This is a genomic window from Allobosea rubneri, from assembly GCF_032464875.1.
GTDB classification, from domain to species: domain Bacteria; phylum Pseudomonadota; class Alphaproteobacteria; order Rhizobiales; family Beijerinckiaceae; genus Allobosea; species Allobosea rubneri.
This window is the reverse complement of sequence record NZ_JAWDID010000006.1, coordinates 15243-27881: the sequence shown is the minus strand read 5'-3', so window position 1 is coordinate 27881 and position 12639 is coordinate 15243. Positions and strand designations below refer to the sequence as shown.

The window sequence follows — 12639 nt, the reverse complement described above, 5'->3', positions numbered from 1 at the left end:
GCGGGCGCCTTACCGGCGCACCTACAAGACCATGCGCGTCGACGCGCGCCATCGCGGCCAGCACATCCCTTCCCAGCAAGCAGGTGTCCGCGAGCTGCCTTTCAGGCAGACTAGCGGCAACAGCCCTCCACTTCACGCATTGCCACGCGATCAAAACCTGTATACCGGTATTCCAGTATTCAGGAATGCGAGATGCCCAGACCTTCACGCGCCACGCGCGCCCCGCAATTGCCGGCCTTCGCGATCGACCGCACGCTGCGGGCGCCCGAGCAGGTCTATCGCGGGCTGCGCGAGGCGATCGTCTCGCTCGCCATCGCGCCCGGCACCGCCCTTTCCGAGGGAGACGTCGCCGAAGCCTGCTCGATCAGCCGCACCCCGGTACGGGAGGCGTTCGCCCGGCTCAGTGAAGAGCAGTTGCTCGACGTCTTCCCCAATCTCGGCACCTTCGTTTCGCTGATCGACCCGCAGGCCATTGCCGAGGCGATCACCATCCGCCGCCTGCTCGAGGGCGAGGCGGCGGCGCGGGCCGCGGCGAAGGCCGACCCCGAGCTGCTGCGCGAGATGTCCGAGATCCTCGCCCGGCATGAGCAGGCCGTCGCGGCCGGCGATGCGGTGCAGGCCTATGCCTGCGACGAGGCGTTTCACCACGCCCTGTTCGTCACGCAGAAGCTCAGCCAGATGTGGCAGAGCGTCAGCCGGGCACGGACCCATCTCCAGCGCGTCCACCATCTCAGGATCTCGGAGCGCGGCGCGCTCGGCGATGCGCTGGAGCAGCACCGCCTCGTCCTCGCCGGCATCGAAGCCGGCACGCCGGAAGCCGCCCGCTCAGCGATGGCGGCGCATATCGACGCGCATGGCCGCTTCCTCAGCCGCATCGCCGACCGCAAGCACTCTTACATCCGAGCCGAATGACGACCGAGCAGCCATCACTGGGCATCACCATCATGCCCGATTTCGCCCAGTCAGAGGGCGTCGACGCGGTTCTGGAGAACATCGTCGAACGCCTCGGCTGCACTGTGCTCTGTACCACGCCTTCGGTGGCGGAACGCTGCCCGGAGGGGACAGGCGTGCGCGAGCCCCCGGCCGACGCCGGCGCCGGACTCGGCCGCACGCTCGATCGCCCGCTCTGGGGCGACAAGGCACTGTGGATGAAAACCGCGACGAGCTTCCGGCCGAATCCGGCGCTCTATCGCGACAGCCCCTACCCGCCGCCCCTGCCGGATGAGCTGACCGATCGCCAGGGCGGCACCGTCGCCAACCTGCTCGCCGGGGCGAAGCGTGCCGGCATGAAAGTGCAACTCCAGCTCATGGCCGCCGCCCCGCCCGGCCTGCGCGTGCAGTGCCGCGACGACGACAGCGCCGACGAGCAGCCGCTGACCATTTTCGGCCGGCCGGTCCCCGGCCGCGTCGACGCCAATGTCAGCCTCGCCAGCCAGGGGCTGCGCCGCTACATGCGCGCCCTCGTCGCCGACCTCTTGGCGAACTACCCAAGCTGCGACGCTCTGCGCTTCGACTGGCCGGAATATCCGCCCTACGCGCCCGACAGCCTGCTCTTCGACTTCTGCCCCGCCGCGGTGAGGCGCGGCCAGGAACTCGGCCATGATGTCGAGGCGGTCCGCGCACGGGCAATCGAGGGACTACGCGAACTCTCATCGCGCTTCGCCGCCGCTCCGGAAGCCGTCGACCTCGGCGCGCTTCTCGCCGGCGGCACCTGGGCCGCAGACCTCATCGCCTATCGTGCCGCGATCGTCGGCGACTATGTCAGGGACCTGACGGCGATCGTCCGGGAGGTCTCGGGCGGGCGCGTCGGCGTCGTGATGCAGGCCTTCCCGCCGCCGCTGAACCGGCTTTCCGGCTTCGGCTTCGTCGGCCTCGACGGCGTCGCCGACGAGGTCGCGGTCAAGCACTACACGATGCACTGGCCGATGATCGAACGCAGCTATGTCGAACGGCTGGCGCAACTCACCGGCGCCGACCCCGACCGCGTTTTCGCAAGCGTCCATCGCTGGGTCGACCTCAACGGCAACGCGCCGACGCGCGAGGCATTGCGCTATCCCGAACCCGAGGAGGCGCATCCGGCCGACGATGCCGGCCTGCGCCGGAGCGTCGAAACCGCCGCCGCAGAGCTGCGCCAGTCGTGCTTCTCGACCATCGTCCACGGCTACGGGCCGCCCGACGATGTCGAGCGCCGCTTCCGCGCCGTGCTCGAAAGCCCGTGCCGCCACCTGCACATCAACCGCTACGGCTACCTGTCGGACGAGAAGATCGCCCGGCTCGGCGCCATCTGGCGGGCCGGAAGCTAGCACCGATCCAGCGCCCCCGAGACGAGGGGCCACGTCAAGGGAGGGAGAAAACCATGTGGTCGTTCAAATCGGGGCTGGCCGTCGCGCTCGTCCTCGCCTCGACGCTTGCCGTCGCCGCACAGGAAACCTATCCGACGCGGCCGGTGCGGATGATCGTGCCTTTCGCCGCCGGCGGCGCCTCGGACATGATCGCGCGGCTCGTCGCCGAGCGGCTGCAGGCGCGCTGGGGCCAGGGCGTCGTCATCGAGAACATGGGCGGCGGCGGCAGCAATATCGGCGTCGCGGCGCTCGCCCGTGCGACGCCTGACGGCTACACGATCGGCCTGATCAATGCGAGCAGCCACGGCCTCAACAAGGCGCTCTACAAGGAACGCCTGCCCTTCGACCCGGAGCGCGATTTCGCACCGATCTCGCAGCTCGCGATCACGCCGAACGTGCTGGTGGTCAACCCGGACAAGGTGCCGGCCAAGACCGTGCCGGAGTTCATCGCGCTGCTGAAGCAGAATCCGAACAAGTTCAATTTCGGCTCGTCGGGCATCGGCACCTCGCTGCATGTCGGCATGGAGCTGTTCCAGCAGGAGACCGGCACCAAGCTCGCCCATGTCCCCTATCGCGGCTCCGGCCCGATGATGGTCGACCTGCTCTCGGGCCAGATCGAGGTCGCGCTCGACGGCGCCGCGGTCGCCTGGCCCTATGTCGAGGCCGGCAAGCTCAGGGCACTCGCGATCTCGATCCCGAAGCGCGCCGAATTCGCGCCCGACCTGCCGGCGCTGAGCGAATTCCTGCCTGGCTTCGACGTGACCGCCTGGCACGGCCTTGCCGCCCCCGCCAAGACGCCGCCGGCGATCGTCGAGAAAATCTCGCGCGACGTCCGCGAGATCCTGGCGACGCCGGAGGTCCGCGAGAAGCTCGCCGCCGCGAAGATCATCGCGCTCGGCATGACGCCGCAGGAGTTCAAGGCCTTCCTCGACGGCGAACTGAAGAAATGGGCGCCGGTGATCGAAAAGGCCAACATCAAGTTGGATTGAGAAATGCAGTCGGCGGCGGGACACCCCGCCGCCGCTAGTAAAGGGCTCAGCCGACCTCGACCACGACGCGGCCGCGCACCTTGCCGTCGAGGATGGCGCGGCCGGTCTCGACGACGTCCTCGAGCGGGATCGTCGTCGTCATCGCCGCGAGCTTGTCGCGGTCGAGATCGCTGGCGAGGCGGGCCCAGGCCTCGAGCCGGCGCGGCTTCGGGCACATCACGGAATCGACGCCGAGCAGGGCGACGCCACGCAGGATGAAGGGCGCGACCGAGGCCGGCAGGTCCATGCCCTGGGCGAGGCCGCAGGCGGCGATCGCGCCGCCATACTTCGTCATCGAGAGCAGGTTGGCGAGGGTGTGCGAGCCGACGGCGTCGACGCCGGCAATCCAGCGCTCCTTGCCGAGCGGGCGGCCCGGCCCGGAGAGCTCGTTGCGGTCGATGATCTCGGCGGCGCCAAGCCCCTTGAGATAATCGGCCTCCTCGGCCCGGCCGGTCGAGGCGATGACATGCCAGCCGGCCTTGGCCAGGAGCGCGATCGCGACCGAACCGACGCCGCCGGCAGCGCCGGTGACGACGACCGGACCGTCGGACGGCTTCAGCCCGTGCTTCTCGAGCGCCAGCACGCAGAGCATGGCGGTATAGCCGGCGGTGCCGATCGCCATCGCCTCGCCCGGGTTCATGCCTTCCGGCAGCGGCACCAGCCAGTCGGCTTTGACCCGGCTCTTCTGGGCATAGGCGCCAAGATGCGTCTCGCCCGTGCCCCAGCCATTGAGAATGACGAGATCGCCCGGCTTGAAGGCGGGGTTGTCGGAGGCTTCGACCCGGCCGGCGAAGTCGATGCCGGGGATCATCGGCCAGCGCCGCACCACGGGGGCGCGGCCGGTGAGCGCGAGCCCGTCCTTGTAGTTGACGGTGGAATGGGTGACGCGGACGGTGACGTCGCCTTCCATCAGGTCGGCCTCGGCGAAATCGCCGAAGGCGAGACTCGTGCCGGCTTCGCCCTTGCTGGCGATCAGGGCCTTGAAGGTGGTCATGGAATTCACTCCGGAAGCTTCTGGTTCAGCACTCATCCTGAGGAGCCGCGTAGCGGCGTCTCGAAGGATGCTCCAGCACGCTCTGGAGCATCCTTCGAGACGCGGACCAACGTCCGCTCCTCAGGATGAGGGCTGAGCATGGTGCAGATCAGCCGGCTGAGTTGACCGCGCCGGGCCGCCGCCTGCAAGCGGCGAGCCCGTGCGTCTTTGGTCAGGCTGGCTGGGCCTGCGGGCGCGCCACCGGCTTCTCGACGATCGGCAGGTTGATCAGAGCCGAGGCGACGCCGAGCGCGACCGACAGCCACCAGACGATGTCGTAGGAGCCGAAGCGCTCATAGAGGATGCCCCCGAGCAACACGCCGAGGAAGCCGCCGACCTGATGCGAGAAGAAGGCGAAGCCGTAGAGCATCGCCATGTACTTGGTGCCGAACATCAGCATCACCAGCGAGGAGGTCGGCGGCACCGTCGAGAGCCAGAACAGGCCGATGGTGATGCCGAAGATGATCGCCGTCGCCGGGCTCGCAGGGATCAGGATGAAGGCGGCGATCGCCACCGCCCGGCCGAAATAGATCCAGGCGAGCAAATGGCGCTTGGGCATGCGCGAGGAGAGCCAACCCGAGCCGAGCGAGCCCGCGGCATTGGCGAGGCCGATGGCGGCGAGCGTCCAGCCGCCGACCCAGGCCGGCAGGCCGGCATCCTTGAGATAGGCCGGCATGTGCACGGTGATGAAGGCGAGCTGGAAGCCGCAAGTGAAGAAGCCGAGCACCAGCAGCACATAGGAGCGATGCTTGAAGGCCTCGCCCAGCGCCTGCCGGATGGTCTGGTTCGGCAGGTTGGCGGCGGCTGCCTGCCCGACGGCCGCCCCGGTCTTGCGCATGGCCAGCATGGTCGCCAGCGGAATGACAGGCAGCAGGGTGAAGGCGAAGACGACAAGCGCCTGCTGCCAGCCGAGCGTCTCGATCAGGATGTTGCCGATCGGCGGGAAAAGGAACTGGCCGAAGGAGCCGGCCGCCGTGCCGGCGCCGAAGGCGAGCGGGCGCCAGCTCTCCGGCAGGAGCTTGCCGAAGGCGGCGAGGATCAGGTTGAACGAGCAGGCCGAGAGCCCGAAGCCGATCAGCACGCCCGCGCCGAAATGCAGCTGCAGCGGGGTCGTGGCATAGGCCATCATGACGAGGCCAGCGGCATAGAGCAGCGCACCGACGCAGAGCACCCGGACGAGACCGAAACGGTCGGCAATCGCGCCGGCGAAGGGGGCGCCCAGACCCCAGAGCAGGTTCTGGATCGCGAGCGCCAGGCCGAAGGTGTCGCGGCCCCAGCCGAATTGCAGCGTCATCGGGATCTGGAAGAGGCCGGCGCTGGCGCGCGGCCCGAAGCTGATCAGGGCGATCAGGCAGCCGGCGACGACGATGATCTCCGGCGCATGGCTGCGCTTGGCGGCGGAATTCATGCAAGGCTCCGGAGCATGGGGAAGTGTGTCTGCACGTTAGCGCCGGCAGCTCGCCGACTCCAACGCGTTTCCGTTACATCGCGCATCACGGCGATGCATGGAAATTCGGTGCTTTTGCCGCCAGAGGCGGGATTTCGGCGGTTTGCGCGCCAGGCTTCCCGGTCGTCGACGGGCGCCGCGCTGCGTTGCTCTCCCGCCTTCAGGCGCGGGCCATTAACCGACCCTCAACCCTGACGTTCGATTATCGAGATGTCGCGAATTTGCATCATCGCAGGTCGCGCATGCCGTTCCATTCCTCTCGGGTTGAGCACCTTGAGTCAGTTGCGTCCGCGCCGGCGATCGAAGCGAAGCCGCAGTGCCCGCCTGAAATGGGCGCTGGCGACGGTCGCACCCTGGGCGCTGTCGGCTGGGCTGCTGGTCTCCTTCACCGCCTCGGCCGGCCAGAACCACGATTCCTACGCCTCGCCATCCTCGCTGATCGCGCGCGCCGCGCCGAACCCGCATTCCGATCTTGCGGAAGGACCGTCGATGCTCGTGGCCGTGAGCGCCTTCCGCATGCCGGAGCGTGCCTTCGAACGGGTGATCCAGCCGGCCCGGCTTTCCTTCGACATTCCCGAAAACGTCTTCGTCTCCGACCCGCGCCTGCCGCGCGAGGATATGAAACGGGCAGCCGGTTCGTTTCCGCAGGTCGATCGCAGCGCCAAGGGCGACCCGATCATCGGCCTGCGGCCGACGCTGACGCGCAACGGTCCGCCCGGCGAGCTCGAGCACATCGTCTTCGGCGAGACGCCCGGCCTGATCTCGGGCGGCTTCTCGCTCGAGGCGCTCGAAGGCTATGACGGGCCGCAGATCGGCTTCGAACCGCCGGCGCATGACGAGGGCGTCACCGATCCGGCGCTGTCGGACGCCTCGCCGGTCGCGATCCCGAAGGCCAGCTCTTCGCCGCGCGATGCCGGGTTGCGGCCCGAGAGCATCGACGGCTCGACGCCTTCGGTCGCCGGCCCCTTGGCGCAATCCTCATCCACCCCGTCGACGACCCCGGACTCAAGGCTCGCCTCGGCAACGCCGCCGCCCGTCTCCACCGGGCCGGGAGCCGCGCCGCAGAGCCGTATCGCGAAGGCGACGCCCGGCCGCGGGCGCCTGCCGGGAGAAGGCGCGAACGAAGGCAAGCAGATCTACACCAGCCTGATCGCGCCCGAGAACATGGCGAAGGAACAGCGCTGCCTCGCCGAGGCGATCTATTTCGAGGCCCGCTCGGAGAGCGAGCAGGGCCGCGCCGCGGTGGCGCAGGTCGTGCTCAACCGGGTCAAGAGCGGGCTCTATCCCGACACGGTCTGCGGCACGGTCTACCAGAACCGTAACCGCCACCTCGCCTGCCAGTTCACCTTCGCCTGCGAAGGCAAGTCGCTGCGCATCACCGAGCCCGGCCCCTGGCGCGACGCGACCCGCATCGCCCGCGAGGTCTATGACGGCACGACCTATCTCGCCGATGTCGGCGCCTCGACCCATTACCATGCCGACTATGTCCGGCCGTATTGGGCACGCAAGCTGAAGAAGATGGACACGATCGGGCGGCACGTCTTCTACAAGCTGCGGCCGGGGCAGACTTGAGGCTGCTCAGATTGCCTGTCCCTCCCCAAGGTAACGCCGACTTAATCCTGGCGTAACGCCACCGACGCCTTGCGCCCTGTACGAACCTGCCGTTCGTCTTTCGGCCTTTCGGAATGGGCCGGGCGGCACACGGCACTCGAGAGCCGGGGCGAGCGCAGGCCAGATGCCTGCGGAGAGGGGGCGGTCCTGTGGGAGGGAGAGCCGCTCCCTCTCCATCTCTGCTTTCGCGGCGTTTACGGCTTGGGGGTTTTCCGGGCACCACCCGGTTGGCCAGTACTGATGATCGGTTTCCCGGACCGTTCGAATGACTGCAATTCCGGCAAGACCATTGCAACGGAGCTGAACCTTCCGGCCGCCGCCGCCATGGTTAATTTTACCTTGTTTTAGCGTTTACCTTGCGTTCATCAGTTCGGTCCGGCTTTTCTTGCCCCAACAACACGGCCGCAGTGCCGCGCAACGGGGCAGAGGTCAGACATGGCATCCAGGGTTCTCTCGCTTGGCGGCATTGCCGCCACCGCCCTCCTCGGGGCGCTCGGCTTCGCCGCTCCGGCCGCGGCCGGCGGCGGCTGCTACGGCTCGTCCTGCTACAAGCTGGTGACGACGCCGCCGGTCTACGGCACGGTCGAGGAAAGCTATGTCACCCGCCCCGAGCGGACCTTTTCCCGCGTCATCCCGGCCGAATACGACACCGTCGTCGAGAAGGTGATGGTCCAGCCCGAGCGCCGCATCGCGCGGCGCATCCCGGCCCAGTACCAGACCGTTTCCGAGAAGGTCCTGATCGCGCCGGCGACGCGCCGCTGGGAGGTCAGCCGCGACGCCTATGGCCAGACCACCGGCTGCTGGGTCGATGTCCCCGCGCAATACGGCTACCAGCAGCGCACCGTCGAGGTCTCTCCGGCCTCGGTTGAATACGACGTGGTACCAGCGGTCTACGGCCAGCGCAGCCGCCGCGTCATGGTCCGCGCCACGCAGGTCGTGCACGAGACGATCCCGGCCGAATATGCCACCCGCCAGCGCCAGGTCCTGGTCAGCCCCGGCTCCCAGCAATGGGCGCGGGCCCGCTACTGAGTTTCAGCGAACTTTCTACGTAGTCCTATTCATCACGGAAAATGCCACTCACGCCCCGGCTTCGGCCGGGGCTTTTTTGTGGCCTGGACGGGCGGGCGGCCCCGCCCCTCCCCCGCGTCATTCCAGCCGCAGCGAAGCGGCGCGCCGGAATCCATCACTGAGCTCCAGTGCCCTACGATGGCTTCCGGAGCTGCGCGGCTACGCTGCTTGTCCAGAATGACGGTTTGGATTTGTCCGAGTGCTGCGCCGCTCAGGCGAGCCCGCCGGTCAGCAGGATCAGCACGCCGACGCCGAGCGCGAAGGCGAGGATGCGGGCCGGAAAGGTGAAGAGCGAGCCCGGCGGCTGGCGCATCAAGAGGCTGACCGCGACCTCGACGATGCCGAGGCCCAGCAGCACGTAGACGAAGGGCGGGAACGTGCCCCCCTTCGCGATCCAGCCGGTATTGGCGGCGAGCGACGCCGCGGCGCCAAGCCCGACGCCTGCAGCGATGAAGAACTGCTCGGGCTTGGTGAAGCGCATCGGCGGCTCAGCGCCGGCGGAAGTTCTGCGGCCGCGGCGGCATCGGGCCGGGGCTCGCGGTCTTCTGGCGGAAGTTGATGCGACCCCGGTCGAGGTCGTAGGGCGACATCTCGACGACCACGCGGTCGCCGGCGATGGTGCGGATGCGGTTCTTCTTCATCTTGCCGGCCGCATAGGCCAGGATGACGTGGTCGTTGTCGAGCTTGACCCGGTAGTTTCCGTCCGGGAGCACCTCGACCACGGTGCCGTCGAATTCGAGAAGTTCTTCCTTCGCCATTCCCTGATCCTTCGTCTTCTCTTCGGCGCAAGGGTCGGAGCGGCAGCCTGCCGCGATCCGACCCGTCGGGCGCTCAGCGCGTCAGTTCGCGCGCCGCCTTGCGCCATTGGTGCGTCGTTGTTCCGTTCTTTGCTGCAAGAACGCGACGCCGCCAAGCCCTTCATTGGCCGAAGCCGCTTCTTTTCGTGCAACCGGCGCATCATTGCGCTGGGCCGGACGCTCGCCACGCGGCTGGTTCGGGCGCGGCGCATCGCTGCGCTGGCCGCCACCATTGCGGCCGCCGCCGTTGTGCCCGCCGCCATTGCCGGCCTTGGCGCCCTGGCGCTGGCCCTGATGCTGGCGCTGCCCATCGCCCCGGCCACCGCCGCCCTGCTGGCCACGGCCGCCACGGCCCTGGTTCTGCGGCGGCTTCTTCGGGGTGCGTCCGTCCCAATACGGCACTTCGCCGATCGGAGTGAGCGCGACCTTGGTCAGCTTCTCGATCGCCGCGAGATCGCCGCGCTCTTCCGGCGTGCAGAAGGCGATGGCGAGGCCCGAGGCGCCGGCGCGCGCCGTGCGGCCGATGCGGTGGACATAGGTCTCGGGCACGTTCGGCAGGTCGAAATTGACGACATGGCTGATGCCGTCGACATCGATGCCGCGCGCCGCGATGTCGGTCGCGACCAGGATGCGCAACTCGCCGTCGCGGAAGGCACCGAGAGCCCGCTCGCGCTGGCCCTGGCTCTTGTTGCCGTGGATCGCGGCCGACTTGATGCCGGACTGCTCGAGCTGGCGCACGACCTTGTCGGCACCGTGCTTGGTGCGGGTGAAGACGATGGCGCGCTCCATCTCGGGAACGCTCAGGGTCTTCGCCAGCAGAGCGGGCTTCTGGCCGGCTTCCGTGAAGATGACGCGCTGCTCGATCTTCTCGGCGGTGGTCGCGACCGGCGCGACCGCGACCTCGACCGGGTCGGTCAGATAAGCGGAAGCGATCTCGCGGATCGCCTTCGGCATGGTCGCCGAGAACAGCAGGGTCTGGCGCTGCTTCGGGATCAGCGTCGCGATCTTGCGCAGCGCATGGATGAAGCCGAGGTCGAGCATCTGGTCGGCCTCGTCGAGGACCAGGAACTCGATCTCGCGCAGCGACACGGCGCGCTGGTCGACGAGGTCGAGCAGGCGGCCGGGCGTGGCGACGAGGATGTCGACATGCTGGCCGAGCGCACGGATCTGCTTGCCTACGGGCACGCCGCCGAAGATCACGGTCGACTTCAGCGAGGTGAACTGGGCGTAGCCGCGGATATTGGCCTCGATCTGGGCCGAAAGCTCGCGCGTCGGCGACAGGATCAGCGCGCGCACCGAGCGCGGCTGCATGCGCCGCGGCTGGCCGAGCAGCCGGTGCAGCATCGGCAGCGAGAAGGCCGCCGTCTTGCCGGTACCGGTCTGGGCGGCGCCGAGCAGGTCACGGCCGTCGCGAATCGCAGGGATCGCCTGCGCCTGGATCGGCGTAGGCGTCTCATAACCTTCGGCCGCGAGCGCCTTGAGAAGGGGCTCGGCCAGGCCGAGGTCGGTGAATTTTGTCAAAACAGGTCTTTCCAGGACCGGTGAGCAAGGGGCGCACGTGGAGAACGGAAGCGCCGCGTCCTGCAATACTCGGTCTACGTATGAAGCTCTTTCCACCCGGCGAACCGCTAGCCACTGCGCCGGAGGATATCGTGTCGTGCGGGCCCTTGCCCGCCTAGGGGGAGCAGGCGGGCCCCAAGGACCCGCCCGCGATATCGGTCACTCAGGCGACGGCGAGGTTGCCGGCCGAGGACTTGCCGGTCTTGCGATCGGCGATCAGCTCGTAGGAGACGACCTGACCTTCGCGCAGCTCGCGCAGGCCGGCGCGCTCGACGGCGGAGATGTGGACGAAGATGTCCTGGCCGCCGTTCTCAGGGGTGATGAAACCGTAGCCCTTGGTGGCGTTGAACCACTTCACGGTGCCCTTGTTCATGGCATAATTCCTTACGTTTCAGATCCGCGTACCGTTGCGACCCGTCACTCGGCGCGCGGACGCCTCATCACGGACTTGTAGCGATGTGTGGTGGATCTGAATCGTGCCCGCCGACCGGATGACCCGCGCGGAGGATTGGCCAGAACCCGGCCGCATCTCGTCTTACGTGGGGCGAGGTAGCACGATTTGCAAGAATGGTCCAGCGAGGCCGGATTCCGGGCCAATCCGCCCCTTCCCGCCGCTCGGCGGGGCCGGATGCGGGGATCAGCCGATTTCGCGGACGAGGCCGACTAGCCCGCCGAGATCGACGAGCTTGCGAAAGCGCCGCTCGCCCGCCGGCTCCTCGGCATGCTCCAGCGCCCAGGTCAGCTCGTGCGGGACATGCGCGGCCCAGGAGCCGGCAGCCAGCGCCGGAACGATGTCGGACTTCAGCGAGTTGCCGACCATCAGCGCCCGCTCGGGACCGGTTCCGTGGCGGGCGAACAGCCGCTGATAGGTCGCGACGGTCTTGTCGCTGACGATCTCGACCGCGTCGAAGAAGTCGCCGAGGCCGGACTGGGCGAGCTTGCGCTCCTGATCGAAGAGATCGCCCTTGGTGATCAGCACGAGACGATAATCGCCGGCGAGCGCCGCCAATGTCTCGGCGGCATGCGGCAAGGTCTCGACGGGATGGGCCGCCATCTCGCGGCCGGCGGCGAGGATCTCGCCGATCACGGCGGACGAAACCTGGCCGCGCGTGACGTCGATCGCCGTCTCGATCATCGAGAGCGTGAAGCCCTTGATGCCGAAGCCGTAGAAACCAAGATTGCGCTTCTCGGCCTCGAGCAGCCTACCGGAGATCTCGGCCGCCGCGCCATGCTCGCCGAGCAGCGCGACGAAGCGGTCCTCGGTCAGCCGGAAGAACTGCTCGTTCTGCCAGAGCGTGTCGTCGGCATCGAAGCCGATGGTGGTGAGCGCTCTCGTCATGTCGCCCCTCCTTTCGCGGTGCCGATGCTCGCAGCCTCCGCCAGCAGGAGATCGGCGAGGCCGGGGAAGCGCACCTGCAGATCGGCCAGGCGCAACTGGTTGGTACGGCTGTTGCCGAGATCGACCTGCCGGATCAGCCCGGCCTCCCTCAGCACCCGGAAATGATGGGTGCGCGTCGCCTTGGTGACCGGCAGGTCGAAAGCGCTGCAATGGCGGATCTCGTCAGGCGCAGCTGCGAGCTTCAGCACGACCTGCCGGCGCAACGGATCGGCCAGCGCGGCGAAAACCGCGCCGAGCTCGATCTCGTCGACGGCTGGGTGGCCGTTCTCATCTGGCAACGTGTCAGCCTTTCCGGTCGGCGCGCGACAAGGTACGACTTGTATCGTACCTTACAATGTGCCCCATTGCGAGGAT

13 protein-coding genes are annotated in these 12639 nt (G+C 68.1%); 5 read left to right on the top strand and 8 right to left on the bottom strand.

The features are described from left to right. Positions 1 to 192: 192 nt before the first annotated feature. The 3 genes from RKE40_RS05895 to RKE40_RS05885 are packed head-to-tail and all read left to right on the top strand — an operon-like array spanning position 193 to position 3331. Positions 193 to 912, top strand: a complete 720-nt coding sequence (locus tag RKE40_RS05895) for a GntR family transcriptional regulator (protein WP_316017307.1) — start codon at positions 193 to 195, stop codon at positions 910 to 912. Next, entirely contained in the window at positions 909 to 2303 is a 1395-nt protein-coding gene (locus tag RKE40_RS05890) for a hypothetical protein (protein WP_316017306.1), read from the top strand. Before RKE40_RS05895 ends, RKE40_RS05890 begins: the two co-directional genes overlap by 4 nt. 53 nt (positions 2304 to 2356) lie before the next feature. Beyond that, a complete protein-coding gene (locus tag RKE40_RS05885) occupies positions 2357 to 3331 on the top strand; it encodes a Bug family tripartite tricarboxylate transporter substrate binding protein (RefSeq protein WP_316017305.1) in 975 nt (324 codons plus the stop codon). Positions 3332 to 3377: 46 nt separating this feature from the next. Here the strand turns inward: RKE40_RS05885 and acuI are convergent, their stop codons facing one another. Together acuI and RKE40_RS05875 are read right to left on the bottom strand one after the other, a co-directional pair. Further along, positions 3378 to 4364 carry an acrylyl-CoA reductase (NADPH) gene (gene acuI / locus RKE40_RS05880; protein WP_316017304.1) on the bottom strand — a complete coding sequence of 329 codons (987 nt, stop codon included), beginning with the start codon at positions 4362 to 4364 and terminating at the stop codon, positions 3378 to 3380. A gap of 211 nt (positions 4365 to 4575) precedes the next feature. Continuing rightward, positions 4576 to 5811, bottom strand: a complete 1236-nt coding sequence (locus RKE40_RS05875; RefSeq protein ID WP_316017303.1) for an MFS transporter — start codon at positions 5809 to 5811, stop codon at positions 4576 to 4578. Positions 5812 to 6123: 312 nt separating this feature from the next. On the opposite strand from RKE40_RS05875, the gene RKE40_RS05870 reads away from it, so the two are divergent. Beyond that, positions 6124 to 7422 (top strand): cell wall hydrolase, encoded by a 1299-nt coding sequence (locus tag RKE40_RS05870; protein WP_316017302.1) that lies wholly within the window; start codon positions 6124 to 6126, stop codon positions 7420 to 7422. Positions 7423 to 7896: 474 nt separating this feature from the next. Further along, the gene (locus tag RKE40_RS05865) at positions 7897 to 8490 is read left to right on the top strand and encodes a hypothetical protein (RefSeq protein ID WP_316017301.1); all 594 of its coding nucleotides are present in this window, start codon (positions 7897 to 7899) and stop codon (positions 8488 to 8490) included. Between the two features lie 250 nt (positions 8491 to 8740). Here RKE40_RS05865 and RKE40_RS05860 read toward each other — a convergent pair whose 3' ends face one another. The 6 genes from RKE40_RS05860 to RKE40_RS05835 form a co-directional block, all read right to left on the bottom strand. Further along, entirely contained in the window at positions 8741 to 9010 is a 270-nt protein-coding gene (locus tag RKE40_RS05860; RefSeq protein ID WP_316017300.1) for a hypothetical protein, read from the bottom strand. A gap of 7 nt (positions 9011 to 9017) precedes the next feature. Next, complete coding sequence (gene infA / locus RKE40_RS05855) at positions 9018 to 9287, bottom strand: translation initiation factor IF-1 (RefSeq protein WP_057187732.1); 270 nt, start codon at positions 9285 to 9287, stop codon at positions 9018 to 9020. Positions 9288 to 9368: 81 nt separating this feature from the next. After that, a complete protein-coding gene (locus tag RKE40_RS05850; protein WP_316017299.1) occupies positions 9369 to 10847 on the bottom strand; it encodes a DEAD/DEAH box helicase in 1479 nt (492 codons plus the stop codon). 202 nt (positions 10848 to 11049) lie between these two features. Further along, on the bottom strand, positions 11050 to 11259 hold the full coding sequence (locus RKE40_RS05845; protein WP_110488019.1) for a cold-shock protein: 210 nt from the start codon (positions 11257 to 11259) through the stop codon (positions 11050 to 11052). 264 nt (positions 11260 to 11523) lie between these two features. Then, positions 11524 to 12225 (bottom strand): HAD family hydrolase, encoded by a 702-nt coding sequence (locus RKE40_RS05840; protein ID WP_316017298.1) that lies wholly within the window; start codon positions 12223 to 12225, stop codon positions 11524 to 11526. Beyond that, complete coding sequence (locus RKE40_RS05835) at positions 12222 to 12563, bottom strand: helix-turn-helix domain-containing protein (protein WP_316017297.1); 342 nt, start codon at positions 12561 to 12563, stop codon at positions 12222 to 12224. The genes RKE40_RS05840 and RKE40_RS05835 overlap by 4 nt, the downstream gene beginning before the upstream one ends. Between the last annotated feature and the right edge of the window lie 76 nt (positions 12564 to 12639).